The organism is Pseudomonas sp. BF-B-15 (genome assembly GCF_019946675.1).
Taxonomy (GTDB): Bacteria; Pseudomonadota; Gammaproteobacteria; order Pseudomonadales; family Pseudomonadaceae; genus Aquipseudomonas; species Aquipseudomonas migulae.
Window position 1 is genome coordinate 1 of sequence record NZ_JAGYFZ010000125.1, and the last position, 16247, is coordinate 16247.

A 16247-nucleotide genomic window follows, 5' to 3' on the forward strand; every position below is an offset into this window, starting at 1 on the left:
CGATGGCGGTGTGTCAGAAACATTAATGTCGGCTGACACTCCGCCATCGCCAGCAAGCCGGCTCCTACAGGGGGTGTGCCGCATTACTGCGGCACGTTGAGGTTCAACGTCGGCGTCTCATCGAAGAAATTCCACGGCTTCAACAGCACATGCACCCACTCGGTCGGCATGATCGGCCATTCCTCCGCACGGGCGATGTGCGTGGTGCCGGTGGTCAGCCAGACCACGTCATCGCTGTTTTCGATGGACTGGTTGTCGTGGGTGAACTGCCCAAGCCCCGCATCCTTGTCCGAGCGGTTCGGGTATTTGCCTTCCGGATACTTCTCTTCCGGGTTGTAGCGCGTCACCCACAGCTGTTTGTCCATGAAACTCAGGCGGTGATAGAGCCATTCGTCCTTGCCGAAATTGGCACCCTTGGCCACCGGGTGCGTACCGCCGGCATACGGAATCAACTGATAGGAAACCGGGTTGCCGACTTTGTTTTCCTTGCTGGTATTGGTCAGCAGGCGAACAGTCGACGGGTCGAATTTCTGCGCGGCTTGCTGCTCGGTGCCGACGACTTTGGTTTCGGTCTGCATCGTGCTGGTGCGCGGTCCGCCACGGTCGTTCGGGGCAACCACCGGGTTCACTTCCACCAGCGAGTTGTTCTCACCGTCCACGTCCATGTCCAGGCGGAAGTTGTAGATGTGCTGGTGCGTGGTGCCGACGATGTTGTGGTCCAGCAGCGTGCCGTAGCGCGTGTCTTCCTTGGCCGTGGCTTCGTGCATGGTTTTCGATTTCACGCCCTTGACCGCTTCGATGCCGGTGGCGCCGGCGTCGATGCCAATGGTGCCGTTTTGCTGGAAGACCCAGTCGAAAATGTAGTCGTAGTTGCCGACGGTGCTGATCCAGCGCACCACCAGTTCACGACGCTCGGTGCTGAGGTTGGGCTGGCCCATTTCCTGGTGTTTGTATTCCGGGCCGGCGTAGCGTTCGAACACCGCCATGGCGCGGGGAATCGAGGTCGGGGCGCCGGTGTAGTCGGCAATGGTCGCGTCCAGCAGCACGGCGTTTTCCGGAGCATCTTTACCGCGCGCGATCGGCGAGGTCAGCGTGCCCATGCCGTAATCGCCCGAATCGAGATAAGCCTTGAAGTACCAGCCGCCATCCGGATCGCCGTAAGGCACGATCATGCCGCCCAGCGAGCCTTCGTACATGATTTTGCGTTTCTTGCCCTTGTCGTCATAAGTGACGGTGGACAGGATCGGGCCGACCCGCGAGTCGAGGCGAACGTGGAAGTCCCAGTTCTGCCAGTGAATGCTGTTGCCGGAGATGGTGTAGTTTTTGCCTTCGGGCTCGATGATTTCCAGCGGCTTGACCGACGTGCCCTTACGCCCGCGTCCGTCGTACGGCGTCGATTTCATCGGCACCGGAATGACCGCGTCGTCTTCGATCTTGATCAGTTTCTTCTGCTCCAGATCGACAATCGCCACCAGCCCCTCGATCGGGTGCGCCCAGTAGTTGCCGTCACCGGTATTCAGATAGCTGACGATTTTCAGCAGACGCTTGTCCTGCGCCAGCCCGTCCTTGCCGTCGAAGTAACCGACCGTCAACGGCGTGGCCACCACCTTCTTCACATCGCTGATACCGCGTTTGGTCAGCGCCTGCGCATACTCGGGGCTCGCTTCAATCGCCGATTGCACCGTCGCGAAGTCATCCAGCAGGACCATGCCGTGGGCGCCTTCAATCGGCTTCCACGATTTGAGCGTCTTGCTGTCGAGATCGACCAGGCCTTCAACCACGTGCTTGCCGTCGAGCACCACAATGTTGGCCTGGCGCGGTTGGGCGACGTTTTGCCCGCTGTAGACGAAATTCCACACCTGATCCTTCGGCGGCTCGTTGACCGATACTTCCGTGAAGCGGAAACCGGGTTTGTAGTGCTCCGATTGCTTGATGATCTCGACAGCGGTCTTGATCTCATCCGCGCTCAGCGGGTTGAGCGGGTTAGGGCGCGTCTCGACGACAAAGGTCTTGTCCAGGCCGGACTGGAACACCTGATTGATGAAGTCCTTGGACATGAAAGCGGTCTTGCCCTTGAACACCACCGGCACACTCAGCTCCATCCGTTTGCCGTTGAGCATGGCGACCTTGCTGCCCGGTTTGACCTTGAGATAAACGCCGTCCTTGGCAATCACGAACAGGTCGGCGTAGTCGTCCCATTTCACCGTGGCCCCAAACTCCTCTAGGCCCGCTTGCAGCGGCACCATCTCGGCGTGCCCGCCATGGGCCTGAGCGGTGCCCGCCCAGTAAGGCAGGCCAAGCGTGCCAAGGCTGATGGCCAGCGCGAGGCGGGCGAGGGGTTTTCTTTTCAGTGAGGCAAAGGAGGTGAACATGTCTGAATTCCTGGACGAACGCCGGTGAATGGCATGACTGCACTTTGCTACAGCTTGTGGCTAGCTTCTTTTGGATGCCTGCCAGAATCCTTTGGCTGTGTGCCTAAATCAACTTTTCTCGTTGACGAGTGGTGGCGAGTCGGCTGTCTGGAATCCATTGCTTCCGGTTAATAGGAAGCATTACTATTCACGCCCCGTCATCACAGCACACCGCAATGACCCCCAAGTTGCCCCGCAGACACGGCTTTTTCGAGCATTACGAAGAGTTGGTTGGCACCTGGACCCGTCGCCTGAGAAATCGTCAGCAGGCCGAGGATCTGGCCCACGACACCTTCGTGCGGGTGCTTGAGTCCGATTCGGCGGCGGTGCAGCAACCCCGGGCGTATTTGCACCAGACTGCGCGCAACATCGCGGTGGATGGTTATCGGCGTGAGGATCGGCGGGGCGCCATGGAGTCGGAGGCGATTGATCACAGTGTGTCGTCGTCCGGCGACCCGGAGCATTTCATGCATGCGATCCAGTTGGCTGATTCCATTGAACGGGCGCTCACCGAGTTGCCGGTCAACTGTCGCAAGGTTTTTGTTTGGCAGAAGATCGAAGGGCTGACCCAGGCTGAAATCGCCGAACGCCTGGGACTGTCCAAGAACATGGTGGAAAAGTATATGATCCGCACCCTGCGGCATCTGCGCGACCGCCTCGACGGTTTGCAACCATGATCGGCCGTGCACTCTCTTCCCCAGCCAAACAGGAACTTCCATGATGGATACTCGTGATTGCGCGTGCGGGCAAACGACGGTTCGCGATGAGGCGGCGCAGTGGTTTGTGCGTTTGCAGGAGCCGGCCATTGACGTCGAAGAGCGCCAGCGTTTCGAGCACTGGCTGAACGAGCACCCTCAGCACCGCGACGAATTTCAGTTGCTTCAGGGCCTGTGGACAGCCGCCGACCTGGTGCCGCGTGCGCGACTGCAAGCCTTGTGCGAAACCCCGCCGGCGCGCAGCAAACGTCGACCGCTGGTGCGTTATGCGGTGGCGGCCAGTGTGGTGGCCGTGGCGCTGGGCCTGGGCCTGTTCAGCGGTTTGAATCAACCGGCGCCTTACACCGCCGAGTATTCGACGACGTTGGGCGAACGTCGCCAGGTGGCGCTGCCGGACGGTTCGGTGATCGACCTGAACAGCCGCAGTCGTCTTCAGGTGCGCTTTGAAAAAGGCCAGCGCGGCATCGAGTTGACGCAAGGCGAGGCAATGTTCAGCGTCGCCCATGACAGCGATCGGCCATTCGTGGTCCAAGCGGGCAGCGGCAAGGTCACGGTCACCGGCACGCGCTTCGATGTGCGTCGCGGCGTCAGTGACACCCGGGTCGTGGTGGAGCAGGGCACGGTCAGGGTTCAGGGGCACGGCGCGGCGGACAATGAGTTCGTCAACCTTACCGCTGGCCTGGGAACGCGCATTGATGCCCAGGGCAAAGTGGCCTCGGCCTATGCGGTCAACCCTGCGGAACTGACGGCCTGGCGCAACGGCAAACTGGTGTTCAACAACGCCAGCCTGGCCGAAGTGGCCGAGGAAGTGTCGCGTTATCGGGACAAGCCACTCACCGTCGGCAACGACACAGTGGGCAATCTGCGCCTGACCAGCGTGTTCAAATCCGACAACACCGACGCGCTGCTCAAGGCCTTGCCGACCATCTTGCCGGTGGCCGTGCGCACCCTCGATGACGGCAGTCAGGAAATAATTTCAAAATAAATTCAGGTTTTTTTCGAGTTGATCGTCTTCCTGTCCAACTGCAACTGGTTTGCATTAACAGGCGCACACTCTTGCGATCCACAGGACTACGTTCGACGTGAAAAAAACCACCGCTAAAAACAACGCCGCTAAAAATAACAAGCGTCTTTGGTTGCCGCTGGCCCTTGCGCTGGCGGTCAACGCTGCGCTGCCCCAGGCCTTTGCCGCCGATGCCATTCACATCCCGGCGCAACCCTTGGGTCAGGCGCTGAGCGAGCTCGGCCAGCAAACCTCGTTGCAGGTTTTTTTCAGTCCAGAACTGGTCGCGGGCAAACAGGCCCCGGCGGTGGATGGCAACCTTTCGCCGGAGCAGGCCTTGCGCCAATTGCTGCAGGGCAGCGGTCTCGAGTATCAGATCGACGAAGGTTCGGTGACCCTGACGCCGGCTCCATCGCCGACTTCAGCCGCCAATGGCCCGCTGGAACTGGGCGTGACTGACATCAAGGTCGTCGGTGACTGGCTCGGTGACGCCGATGCCGCCGTGGTGCAGAACCACCCTGGCGCTCGCACGGTGATTCGCCGCGAAGCCATGGTCGAGCAAGGCGCGATGAACGTCGGCGACGTGTTGAAGCGCGTGCCCGGCGTGCAAGTGCAAGAAGCCAACGGCACTGGCGGCAGCGATATCTCCCTGAACGTCGGCGTGCGCGGCCTGACCTCGCGCCTGTCGCCACGCTCCACGGTGCTGATCGACGGCGTGCCGGCCGCGTTCGCGCCGTATGGCCAGCCGCAGCTGTCCATGGCGCCGATTTCATCGGGTAACCTCGACAGCATCGACGTGGTACGCGGTGCCGGTTCCGTGCGCTACGGGCCGCAGAACGTCGGCGGTGTGATCAACTTCGTGACCCGCGCAATCCCGGAAAAAGCCTCCGCCGAAATCGGCACCACCCTGGAAACCTCCAAGCACGGTGGCTGGAAGCACATCGACACGGCGTTTGCCGGCGGTACCGCGGACAACGGCATGGGCGTGGCGCTGTTGTACTCGGGCGTGAACGGCAACGGTTACCGTGAGCGCAACAACGGCAACGACATCGACGACGTGCTGCTCAAGACCCACTGGGCGCCGACCGATGTCGACGACTTCAGCCTCAACCTGCATTACTACGACGCCAGCGCCGACATGCCCGGCGGCCTGACTCAGGCGCAGTACGACGCCAATCCGTTTCAGTCCGACCGCAACAACGACAACTTCAGCGGGCGCCGCAAGGACGTCTCGTTCAAGTGGGCGCGGCAGATCGATGACCGTACCCAGGCAGAAGTGCTGACGTACTACTCCGACAGCTTCCGTGGCAGCAACATCGCCGCCCGCGACCAGAAGACTATCGGCTCGTTCCCGCGGACCTATTACACCTTCGGCATCGAACCGCGGGTGTCCCATGTGTTCGACGTGGGCCCGACCACCCAGGAAGTCAGCGTCGGTTATCGCTACCTCAAGGAAGGCATGCACGAACAGGCGACTCGTCTGGAGCTGAACAAGAGCAACGAGCCCGTCGCGACCAAGGCCTCGGACGGCCATGTGTACCAGGACCGCACCGGCGGTACGGAAGCCAACTCCGTTTACCTCGACGACAAGATCGACGTCGGCAACTGGACGATTACCCCCGGCATCCGTTTCGAGCACATCAGCACCGACTGGCATGAGCGCCCCGTACGAGATGCCGATGGCAAGCGTGTGACAGAGAAGAACCGCAGCATCGAAAGCAACGAGCCGCTGCCGGCCTTGAGTGTGATGTATCACATTTCCGATGCCTGGAAACTGTTCGCCAACTACGAGACTTCGTTCGGCAGCCTGCAGTATTTCCAGCTCGGTCAGGGCGGTACGGGTGACAGCACCGCCAACGGTCTGGAGCCGGAAAAAGCCAAGACCTACGAGCTCGGCACGCGCTACAACGATGATGTGTGGGGCGGCGAAGTGACGCTGTTCTACATCGACTTCGATAAAGAGTTGCAGTACATCAGCAACGATGCGGGCTGGACCAACCTCGGCGCAACCACGCACCAAGGCGTTGAAGCATCGGTGCATTACGACATGGCGGCACTGGACCCTCGGCTCGACGGCCTGAGCGCCAACGCCGGTTTCACCTACACACGTGCCGTGTATGAAGGGGAGATTCCAGGCTTCAAGGGCCGTGACCTGCCGTTCTATTCGCGCCAGGTCGCGACTGCCGGCTTGCGATATGACATCGACCGCTGGACCTACAACGTCGATGCGTTTGCCCAGTCCAAACAACGTTCGCCGGGCGTTGCCGTGAATTCCAACGGCAGCTTCACCAACAACTACATCACCGAAGGCACTGCCGACGGTCAGTACGGCGACATTCCCGGTTACGTCACCTGGAACGTGCGGGGCGGTTATGACTTCGGCGCGCAGCTATCGAACCTGAAAGTCGGCGCCGGGGTGAAAAACATCTTCGACAAGCAGTACTTCACCCGCTCCAGCGACAACAACTCGGGCATGTACGTCGGCGCACCGCGCACGTTCTTCGTGCAGGCCAGCGTCGGGTTCTGATAGACCGAGTCGCCTGCATCGCCGGCAAGCCGGCTCCTACAGGTTTCATGTCATTCACAGAATTTGTGCACGACGCAAAACCTTGTAGGAGCTGGCTTGCCGGCGATGCTTTTCAGGCCTTCAACACCTTTCCGCCAATGGCAACCGCCACCAGCAGCACCGCCATCAGCCCAAAGGCAAAACTCAAACTGCTGCCGTGGGCGATGAACCCGATCACCGCCGGCCCCGCCAGAATCCCCGCGTAACCCAGCGTCGTAATCGCCGGCACGGCAATGCTTTCAGGCATGACCGTCTGCTTGCCCACGGCGGTGTACAGCACCGGCACGATATTCGAGCAGCCCGCGCCCAGCAGTGCATAACCCACCAGCGCCATCTCCCAGCTCGGTGCAAACGTCGCCAGAAACAGGCCGGTAGCGGCCGTCAGCCCACCGAACACGATCACCCGTGTCGCGCCGAGGCGCCGGACGATCTTGTCACCGGTCAAGCGCCCGGCCGTCATGGTCAGCGCAAACGCCGCATAACCCAATCCCGCATAGGCCGTGTCGATCCCGCGTTCCTGCGCCAGGAACACCGCGCTCCAGTCCAGCGCCGCGCCCTCGGCGAGGAACACGATGAAACACATCCCGCCGATAAACAGCACGATGCCGTGGGGAATGGCAAAGGCCGGCCCGGAACTTTCACTGCCATACGGCAGCAAGTGCGGCGCGGCTTTGCACAGTGCGATCAGCAGCAGCACGATCACCACCAGCATCGCTCCCAACGGAGAAACCCCGAAGCCGAGCAGGGCACTGACGCCCGCCGCCCCGACAATCCCGCCGAGGCTGAACAGCCCGTGGAAACCCGACATCATGGTTTTGCCGCTGGCGCGCTCGACGATCACCGCTTGCAGGTTCACCGTCGAATCCACCGTGCCGAGGCCCGCGCCGAACATGAACAAGGCCGCAATCAGCGCCGGGATCGAGGACACCGTCGCCAATAGCGGCAGCGCCAGACAGATCAACAACGTACCGCCCGTCAGCACGCGCCGGCAGCCGAAACGCGTGGCCAGCAGTCCCGCCATCGGCATCGCCAGAATCGAGCCCACCCCCAGGCACAACAGCAGCAAGCCGAGGGTGCCTTCATCCAGCCCGGCCCGGGCCTTGGCGTAAGGCACCAGCGGCGCCCACGCGGCAATCCCGAAACCGGCGATGAAAAAGGCAATGCGCGTGGACATCTGTTCCAGGCGTCCGGGCACGAAAGTGGTGGGCGTGTTGAGGTTGGTCATATCGATCCTTGGCAAAAAACGTCGCGTCCCCAAGGGACAGTGACTCACCCATGAGGTTCGATCAGCGTCCGGACGGTTTCGCGGTCAGGCAGGGTGACATCCTTGCACAGCCCGTCGCGGTTTCGCGATATGTTGCACGCCTGTGATGTTTACACGGGAGGTGCCATGACGCCGTTCTACGATGCTCGAGGCAATATCTACGCGGTAGTGGCGCCGGATGCAGTGCGCCGCGAAGGGATCGATTTACCTGAACAGGCCAGTCTGGCGGCGCAAACCCGCACGACCTGGGCAGTGTCGGCCATCGAGGCGTTCTGTGCCTGGGCGCCGGGCACGCAACCGCCCGGCAGCAAGGACCATCGCTGCGACGGTCTGCTGGTCGGCCCGTTTCAAACATCGCCGCCGTTCGATCTGTTGATCGTCAATACCGACGGCACCCTGGCCGAGCGCAGTGGCAACGGGCTGACGATTTTCTCCCAGGCGCTCAGCGATCAAGGACTGTTTCCGGAAAACGCGGCGTGTGTGCTCAGGGTTCATCACGACAAGGCCGACACGCCTTCGCCCGGTGAGACATCGGTGAACCGCGCGCAGGTCGAGGGTGTGCAGGGTTTCTGGCTGGATCTGGGCAAACCGGCGTTCGGGCCCGAGGCGGTCAGTGCTCAAGGGGTGACCGATGTGGCATTCAACGGTCGTGGGCTCAGCCACGTTCAATCGTTGTCGGCGCTGGATCCCGCCTGGTCGCGCAGCCAGTTCGTGCGGGTCGGCAATCCGCATTGCGTAACCCTTGTGGACGATGCCGAGGCATTGCCGGCCAATGAGCAGATGCGCGAAGCGCGATTGTCCGAAGGGTTGACGCGCATTGCCTACGCGATGCCGACCGGGGCAGGGCACCCGTGTCCGGCGGGGGTTAATTTGCAATGGGCGATGCGCGAGTCAGCGGGGCGAATTGCTGCTCGGGTGTTTGAACGTGGGGAAGGGCCGACGGCGTCGTCCGGTACCAGTGCGAGCGCGGTGGCGTGTGCGGCTTGGCGGGTGGGTTGGGTGGTGGCGGGTGAGGTGAAGGTGGTGATGCCTGGTGGGACGGCGCCGATTTTGTTGGAGGAAACAGACGGGGAATTGAGTCGGGTCAGTTTGTTTGGTACGGCGCGATTGATGGGGTGATCTCAAGATCGCCATCGCGAGCAGGCTCGCTCCCACAGGATTGCAGCCGTACACAAAAATTGTGTCCACTGAAGATCACTGTAGGAGCGAGCGATGCGGCGATCCGACTTGCCCGCGAAGGCGTCAGCTCAGCCAACACAAAACTCAGGGTTGCTCACCAAAAAACTCCACCACTGGCATCTGCCGCTTCATCAACACCTTCCCATCACGAACCGAATACAGCGGCAAGCCCTGACTGCGGATCACCTCGTAATCGCTGTCCGCCGAAAGAATCAGCAAATTCGCCGGCCGCCCGCGCTCGAGTCCATACCGATCCCCCAGGTTCATCGCCCTGGCGCTGTTGTCGGTGACCAGGTCCAGCGCGCTTTGCAGGTTGCGATACCCGAGCATGTGACAGATGTGCAGACCCGCTTCGAGCACCCGCAAAATGTTGCCGTTACCCAGCGGATACCACGGGTCGACGATCGAGTCCTGGCCGAAGCACACGTTCATCCCCGCTTCGAGCAATTCATTCACCCGAGTGACGCCACGACGTTTCGGAAAGTTGTCGTAGCGCCCTTGCAGGTGAATGCTCTCGGTGGGGCAGGAGACAAAACTGATCCCCGAATGCCCGAGCAGGCGAAACAGTTTGGCGCAGTACGCGTTGTCGTAAGAGCCCATGGCCGTGGTGTGGCTGGCCGTGACCCGCGAGCCCATGTCGCGGCTGCGGGCTTCTTCGGCGAGCACTTCGAGAAACCGCGAATGCGGGTCGTCGGTTTCATCGCAATGCACGTCCACCAGGCAACCGGTGCGCTCGGCGAGGTCCATCAGGAACTTCACTGAGCTCACGCCCTGATCGCGGGTGTATTCGAAATGCGGAATCCCGCCAACCACGTCCGCGCCCATGCGGATCGCTTCTTCCATCAGCTCACGACCGTTGCGGTACGACTCGATGCCTTCCTGGGGGAATGCAACGATTTGCATGTCGATCAGGTGCCGGCTTTCCTCGCGCACTTCGAGCATCGCTCTCAGCGCCGTCAGCTGCGGGTCGGTGACATCGACATGGGTGCGCACATGCTGGATGCCGTGGGCGGCGAGGGCCTGGATGGTTTTCCTGGCGCGGGTCTTGGTGTCTTCCTCGGTGATCGTCACCTTGCGCTCGCCCCAGCATTCGATGCCTTCGAACAGCGTTCCGCTCATGTTCCAGCGCGGTTCGCCGGCGGTGAGCGTGGCGTCGAGGTGGATGTGCGGTTCGACGAAGGGCGGCACCACCAGGTTGCCGCCGGCGTCCAGATCATCGGGGCCCAGGGTCGGCGCTTCGGTCTGACGGGCAATATTGCTGATCAGGCCGTTTTCCAGGTGCAATTCATGCAGGCCTTCTTGGTTGCGCAGGCGGGCGTTGATGATGTGCATCAGGCGAATCCTTTTGGAGATCTTGTAGTAGTGTGTTGGCGCGTCAGTTATAGACATTAGCGCGGCAACGGAAATCGAGCATCGGTCAGATGCGAACTTTGACCACGGCAGCGAAAGAAAAATGCCCACCATTGATCGGGACCACACCGCTTCCCTGTAGGAGCCGGCTTGCCGGCGATGGCGGTATAACAGGCAACATATGTGCCGACTGACACACCGCTATCGCCAGCAAGCTGGCTCCTACAAAGAATCGGGTGTTTTCAGGGGGATTTGGGGAGAAAACGCAGCAGCGCGGCAACGATCGCCTCCGGCGCATCTTCCTGAATCAGATGCCCGGCATTGGGGATTGGGTGAAACTGCGCCCCCGCAATCATCTGCTGCAGCGCGCGGCCACGCTCGATGGGGATCCACTGATCATCCTCGCCCCACAGAATCTGCACCGGGCAACGAACCGTCGGGTACAACCCCTCGACCTCACGGGTATAGCGCTGATCCATCTGCGCGATCTGCCGGTAAAACGCCGCTTGCCCCGGATCGCCCAGCCACGGTTGCACGTAGGGCGCGAGTTCATCGTCGGGTATGTCGCGCTTGATCGCCCCGCGAACATAGGCCGACACAATCGCCCGCTGAATGTAATCGGGCACACCGCTGAACGCCGCTTCATGCTGACGCACCTGCTGCACGAACGGCGAGCCCCACGGCGTCAACGCCACCGGGTCGATCAGCGTCAGGCTGCGGTAGTCCTTGCCGTTCAGCAGATGTGCGCGCAGCACCGTCGCGCCACCGAAATCGTGGGCCACCACATCCGGGCAATCCAGCCCCCAATGCTCCAGCAGTTGGGTCAACAACTCGTTCTGCACCCCCAGCGACACATCGCCTTCGACCTTCTCGGACAGCCCATAACCCAGCAGGTCGAAGTAATGCACCCGGTGCGACGTGATGAAGTGCGGCGCAATCCGGTGCCACACATACGAAGAGAACGGCGTGCCATGCACGAACACCAACGGCGGGCCGTCGCCACGCACGGCGTAACGGACGGAGCGCCCGTTGAAGCGATAGGTTTGAGCCAGCGGCCAGTCAGTCATGGGGACGTCCTCTTGGCGGGTGCGAGCGAAAAAGCATAGGCATAAAAAAACCGCTCGTCCCGGCAGTTTTTTTGATCTGTCGGATCAGCGGGATGAATACCTGTGATTTGTGACAGTAGACGGCTGTTGATGGCGGATGATATCCACAGCCCATGGACAACCTCAGCCTGCATCACGGAACGCCCACTCTGGCGGTCATTGACCCGCGCGGCCTGGCTGTGCGCAGCGTGGCGTACTGGCGTGGGGAGAGTGGGCAAACGCCGCAGGTGCGGGTGACGCGGCAGGTGTTCGATGTGGCGGGAAGGGGGATTGAGCAACGGGATGCGCGGTTGTCCGCGTCTGCGCTGAGTCATCGTTTCACCCTGACCGGCAAGGTGTTGGCGACTGACAGTGTCGATGCCGGTTGGCGGGTGTTGTTGCTCGGGCAAGCGGATGAGGTCTTGAGCGGATGGGACAGTCGGGGGGCTCGGCAGGATACGCAATACGATTCGTCGCTGCGGCCTGTTGCCGTAAGAGAGTTGGAACGGGTTGTGGAGCGCTTTGAATACGGCAGCGCCGGGGCCGGTTTTGATGCTGCCAATCAATGCGGCCGAGTGATTCGCCACGACGATCCGGCGGGCACGCGGCACATGCCGGCGTACGATCTGCGGGGGTTCGCGTTAAGTGAAATCAGCCACTTTCTGGCCTCCCTCGATCCGCCGGATTGGCCGCTGGACTGCGCCGCACGCGATCGCTTGCTGGAAGCTGATCCCGGGCTTGCAAGCCATTGGGCCTATAACCCGTTGGGCGATTTGCTAAGCCTCACCGACGCCAAAAAACACCGTCGTCACTTCACCTACACCGTGGCCGGGCAGCTCAAGGACGGCTGGTTGCAACCGGCGAACACTGTCGCACCCGGACAATGCCTGGTGCACGACATCCACTACAACCCCGGCGGAAAAGTCGAACGGGAAACCGCTGGCAACGGTGTGGTCACCGAGGCGCAGTACGCACTGGATGATGGGCGCCTGTTGCGCTTGTGCGCCGGGTTGCCGAACGCCGCGCCGCTGCAAGACCTGCGATACAACGTCGACCCGATGGGCAACATCCTCCAGATCGACAATCACGCAGTGCCGATTCGTTACCACAACAACCAGCGCATCGACGGCCAATGTACCTACGGCTACGACACCTTTGGTCAATTAACCCACGCCACCGGCTGGGAAGCCGAGCGCTCATCCAGTTATCCCGGCACTCCCTACCGCGCCTCGGCCAACCCCAACGCCGTGGTCAACTACCGCGAAGAATACGACTACGACGCGGGCGGCAACCTGACTGAACTGCGCCACCTCGGCGTCCAGCCATTCACCCGGCGCTGGGCCATCGACCCGACCAGCAACCGCAGCCTGCTCAAGGGCGAACAACCACCGGATTTCGCCCGCCATTTCGACGCCAACGGCAACCTGCAATATTTGCAGCCTGGCCAAACCATGATCTGGGATGCGCGTAACCAGTTGTCCAGCGTGTCACCGGTGGTGCGCGAAGACGAAGACGACGACACCGAACGCTACCTCTATGGCGGCGGTGGCAAACGCCTGCGCAAGGTCCGCACCGCACTGGCCGCCGCCCGCATCGTGATTGCCGAAGTGCGCTATCTGCCGGGGCTGGAGATCCATCATCGTCCGGGCGGCAAGCAACATGAAGTGCTCGATCTGGAGGCCGGACGCAATCGGGTGACGTGGTTGCACGGCGCCGATGCACCCGACCATTCGTTGCGTTACCACCTGACCGACCATCTCGGGTCCGGGACGCTGGAATTGGATGAACAGGCCAGGGTGCAGAGCCGCGAAGAGTTTTACCCGTTTGGTGGTACGTCCTATGAAAACCACAGCGATCAAAGTGGTGCGTACAAAACCATTCGCTATTCGGGCAAGGAACGGGATGCGACCGGGTTGTATTACTACGGTTATCGCTACTGTGCGCCGTGGTTGTGCCGATGGATCAACCCGGACCCGGCGGGGGCGGTGGATGGGTTGAATTTGTATTGTTTTGTGGGGAATTCGCCGGTGGGGAGAGTGGATCGGGATGGGCGGATGTGGAGCGGAGATGAGTCATTACCTGAGGATGAGTCTCAAACCTCCTTTCGCGGGGAAGTTACGAGTTCTTCCAGAGCAAGCGCTGACCTGCCAAATCTGGATATCGACTCACAGGATTTCCAGTCGCAAGATTCATTGGCAGGAATATTCAATGCCCCGTTAAATGATGAAGAAGCGAAGCGTGCTCGTATGTCACTGGAAGTTGCACCCAGTCCTCTACTTTTTCAGTTTGTAGTTAACCCAACTGCCGCTTCCTCGTCGTCAATTTCGTCGGCCTCTGGCTCACTCAGTCAGAATGATAATTCGCAGGACTCGTTAGCGGGTTTATTCAACGCCCCGGTGACTACTAATGAGGCGAATCGTGCGCACGTAACATTAGGGGTATCGCGTTCCTACCCGTGTGTTACATGTGGTAAGACATTCGGAAAAAAAATCGGGCTCCGAAATCATGCAAGAGTTCATAAAACTGACAAGCCTTTTGAGTGCTTTGTGTGCGGTAAAAGATTTGCCCATGAAAGCTACATTCCAGGGCATCTTCTATCGCATAAAGAAGGACAAGTAGATAGTCTGATTTCTAGGACAAATGGTTTGACCCTCCCGGGTACTAAAAAATTTCCTTGTATTGAAGCAACATGTCGTCAAGCATTTTCACAGCGTCGTTGGCTTGATCAACATGTTTGGAATTATCATGGACTAAGTGTCAAATGCTCGGTTAATGGATGCGCGAAAAAATTTGTCGCACCGGAAACATTAAAAAAACATCTGCTCAACAAACATCCAGGAGTGAAGCGATGACAGTAAATAAAACAACCACCGGTTTTTATGGTTTTTTTTATATGTCAGAGAGTTTTAGCGACAAATACACTTGCTCGTATGAACCTTATTAAAAATTCATGTGCGAACACATGCCGACGAGCAAGTCGCGTGCTCATAGATAAGGGATTGCAATTGTAGTCGCGATTAAAAAACCACCGATATCGGTGGTTTTTTGATCTGTCGGCTCACTCCCCGCGATAGATGCAACCGCTAGTACAAGTCTCATGTATCCGAATCGCACTAAGCTCCGGCAACAGCGGCTTCAACTCAACCCAGATCCACTTCGCCAACACTTCACTGGTCGGATTCTCCAACCCAGGAATGTCATTCAAGTAGTTGTGATCCAGGCGCTCATACAACGGCTTGAAGATCGCCTTGATCTCGGAAAAGTCGCGAATCCAGCCGGTATGCGGATCCAGATCGCCACTCAAATGAATCGCCACTTTGAACGAGTGACCGTGCAGGCGGCCGCACTTGTGGCCTTCCGGGACGTGGGGCAGGCGGTGGGCGGATTCGAAGGTAAATTCTTTGAAGATTTCCACAGTGGTTTCAGCTCTGTCAGGTGGCGATCGCCGCAGCGATGTGGGCAGGCGGCGAGTTTAACAGTTTGTCCTGACTAAAGGGTCAGCAAGCGTTCGCCAAGGCGACCGTTGGCGGCCAGTTCGAGAAACTCATCGCCCAGCCTGCGACTTTCATCCATGGTCGTACGCCAGTATTTCTGCCGGCTCGGCGCATCGCCCATGAAGCGCTTGAAGTCGTTACGGTCCGGCAGTTTGCCGTAGGGCAGGCGGGCCAGGTATTCCTTGGACGGCGCCAGCAACAGGACATCCTGCAAGCGCGTTGGGCAGGCACGGCGCCACGGCAGGGTTTTGTCGAACCAGCCGGGAATCACCCGGTCGGTGAAATGTGGGTACAGCACGATGTCGTTGCCGCTGTAGGGCAGGTCGAGGTGATAGTCGAGCAGGCCGCCGTCGCGGAACGTCCCGGCGCCAGCGCCCGGCAGGTCGCGCACGCCTTCCATGACCATCGGGATCGAGCCCGAGGCGAGCAGGGCCTGGCGCAGGTTGCCGGCATTCAGCGCGACGAAGCGCGAGGGGAAATCGTTCAGCGCGTTGACCGGCGGTGCCAAGCGCGGGTCGTGGATGATCAGCCGCTCGAAATGCCGCGACAGCCGCGCGCGACCGCGCAGGTTGTCGGCGATCACCGACGACAGGCCCAGCCCGAGACGACCGCGATGATCGTCCGCAAGCAGGCCGTGGCTTTTGACCACCATGATGTTCAGCCGGTAATTCGCGTTGCTCAGAATCGCCGCATCGCGACCGTCGAGCAGGTCATTGAGCATGCGTTGCGAGCTCTGGCTGATCTGCGCCATGGTCACGCCCTTGGCGAAGTTCTGCTCGGTGTACAGGTGACCAAGGCGGCGGATGCCTTCGGCGGCGTCCGGCAGGCAGGCACTGGCGAAGCGCCAGGAGCCGACCGAGGCGCCGATCAGCGACCGCTCACGCGGCGCTGCGGGCAACCACTCGCCAAACAGCGCCAAGTCCAGACCTTGAATCCCCAACGCCTTCGGCCCGCCGGCAGCACCCGGCAACGTACCGACATCGGCGGCGTTCAAGCCGTGCTCACGGATGCGCGCCAAGGCACGCGGGCCGGCCTTGAGGGTCAGGGAAGGGAACTTGATGTGGATGGCGGTCATACCGGTCTCGATGTCTGGCAAGCGGGCGGATTATAAACAGGTCAGGCAACGTCACAAATCTACTGTGGGAGCGAGCCTGCTCGCGATGGCGTACTGACATTCAA

Annotated in this window: 11 protein-coding genes; 5 read left to right on the forward strand and 6 right to left on the reverse strand. The window is 60.5% G+C overall.

Annotation, left to right across the window (positions count from 1 at the left end; translation table 11 throughout):
• Positions 1 to 83: 83 nt before the first annotated feature.
• On the reverse strand, positions 84 to 2372 hold the full coding sequence (gene tynA / locus KGA97_RS26300) for a primary-amine oxidase (RefSeq protein ID WP_192419796.1): 2289 nt from the start codon (positions 2370 to 2372) through the stop codon (positions 84 to 86).
• A 215-nt stretch (positions 2373 to 2587) separates the two neighbouring features.
• Here tynA and KGA97_RS26305 point away from each other — a divergent pair, with 215 nt between their 5' ends.
• The 3 genes from KGA97_RS26305 (at position 2588) to KGA97_RS26315 (ending at position 6657) form a co-directional block, all read left to right on the forward strand.
• Positions 2588 to 3088, forward strand: a complete 501-nt coding sequence (locus tag KGA97_RS26305) for a sigma-70 family RNA polymerase sigma factor (RefSeq protein ID WP_008038304.1) — start codon at positions 2588 to 2590, stop codon at positions 3086 to 3088.
• A gap of 40 nt (positions 3089 to 3128) precedes the next feature.
• Positions 3129 to 4112, forward strand: a complete 984-nt coding sequence (locus tag KGA97_RS26310) for a FecR family protein (protein WP_223481780.1) — start codon at positions 3129 to 3131, stop codon at positions 4110 to 4112.
• 97 nt (positions 4113 to 4209) lie between these two features.
• On the forward strand, positions 4210 to 6657 hold the full coding sequence (locus KGA97_RS26315; RefSeq protein WP_223481781.1) for a TonB-dependent siderophore receptor: 2448 nt from the start codon (positions 4210 to 4212) through the stop codon (positions 6655 to 6657).
• A 112-nt stretch (positions 6658 to 6769) separates the two neighbouring features.
• Here KGA97_RS26315 and KGA97_RS26320 read toward each other — a convergent pair whose 3' ends face one another.
• A complete protein-coding gene (locus KGA97_RS26320) occupies positions 6770 to 7921 on the reverse strand; it encodes an MFS transporter (RefSeq protein WP_223481782.1) in 1152 nt (383 codons plus the stop codon).
• Positions 7922 to 8086: 165 nt separating this feature from the next.
• On the opposite strand from KGA97_RS26320, the gene KGA97_RS26325 reads away from it, so the two are divergent.
• Positions 8087 to 9079, forward strand: coding sequence for a diaminopimelate epimerase (locus KGA97_RS26325; protein WP_223481783.1), 993 nt, complete (start codon positions 8087 to 8089; stop codon positions 9077 to 9079).
• Positions 9080 to 9223: 144 nt separating this feature from the next.
• On the opposite strand, the gene codA is transcribed toward KGA97_RS26325, so the two are convergent.
• Positions 9224 to 10471 (reverse strand): cytosine deaminase, encoded by a 1248-nt coding sequence (gene codA / locus KGA97_RS26330; protein ID WP_008038314.1) that lies wholly within the window; start codon positions 10469 to 10471, stop codon positions 9224 to 9226.
• Between the two features lie 260 nt (positions 10472 to 10731).
• Positions 10732 to 11556, reverse strand: a complete 825-nt coding sequence (locus KGA97_RS26335) for an alpha/beta fold hydrolase (RefSeq protein ID WP_223481784.1) — start codon at positions 11554 to 11556, stop codon at positions 10732 to 10734.
• 152 nt (positions 11557 to 11708) lie between these two features.
• Between KGA97_RS26335 and KGA97_RS26340 the strand changes: the two genes are divergently transcribed.
• Entirely contained in the window at positions 11709 to 14426 is a 2718-nt protein-coding gene (locus tag KGA97_RS26340; RefSeq protein WP_223481785.1) for an RHS repeat-associated core domain-containing protein, read from the forward strand.
• 206 nt (positions 14427 to 14632) lie between these two features.
• On the opposite strand, the gene queD is transcribed toward KGA97_RS26340, so the two are convergent.
• Together queD and KGA97_RS26350 are read right to left on the reverse strand one after the other, a co-directional pair.
• The gene (queD, locus tag KGA97_RS26345; RefSeq protein WP_008025299.1) at positions 14633 to 14989 is read right to left on the reverse strand and encodes a 6-carboxytetrahydropterin synthase QueD; all 357 of its coding nucleotides are present in this window, start codon (positions 14987 to 14989) and stop codon (positions 14633 to 14635) included.
• A 74-nt stretch (positions 14990 to 15063) separates the two neighbouring features.
• Entirely contained in the window at positions 15064 to 16143 is a 1080-nt protein-coding gene (locus KGA97_RS26350) for a patatin-like phospholipase family protein (RefSeq protein WP_207286216.1), read from the reverse strand.
• Positions 16144 to 16247: the final 104 nt, after the last annotated feature.

Excerpts from the sequence above, each read along its gene's own strand:
- KGA97_RS26320 (WP_223481782.1), bottom strand. The coding sequence starts at position 7,921 with ATGACCAACCTCAACACGCCCACCACTTTCGTGCCCGGACGCCTGGAA.
- KGA97_RS26325 (WP_223481783.1), top strand. The coding sequence starts at position 8,087 with ATGACGCCGTTCTACGATGCTCGAGGCAATATCTACGCGGTAGTGGCG.
- KGA97_RS26340 (WP_223481785.1), top strand. The coding sequence starts at position 11,709 with ATGGACAACCTCAGCCTGCATCACGGAACGCCCACTCTGGCGGTCATT.
- KGA97_RS26350 (WP_207286216.1), bottom strand. The coding sequence starts at position 16,143 with ATGACCGCCATCCACATCAAGTTCCCTTCCCTGACCCTCAAGGCCGGC.
- KGA97_RS26335 (WP_223481784.1), bottom strand. The coding sequence starts at position 11,556 with ATGACTGACTGGCCGCTGGCTCAAACCTATCGCTTCAACGGGCGCTCC.
- codA (WP_008038314.1), bottom strand. The coding sequence starts at position 10,471 with ATGCACATCATCAACGCCCGCCTGCGCAACCAAGAAGGCCTGCATGAA.
- KGA97_RS26310 (WP_223481780.1), top strand. The coding sequence starts at position 3,129 with ATGATGGATACTCGTGATTGCGCGTGCGGGCAAACGACGGTTCGCGAT.
- KGA97_RS26305 (WP_008038304.1), top strand. The coding sequence starts at position 2,588 with ATGACCCCCAAGTTGCCCCGCAGACACGGCTTTTTCGAGCATTACGAA.
- tynA (WP_192419796.1), bottom strand. The coding sequence starts at position 2,372 with ATGTTCACCTCCTTTGCCTCACTGAAAAGAAAACCCCTCGCCCGCCTC.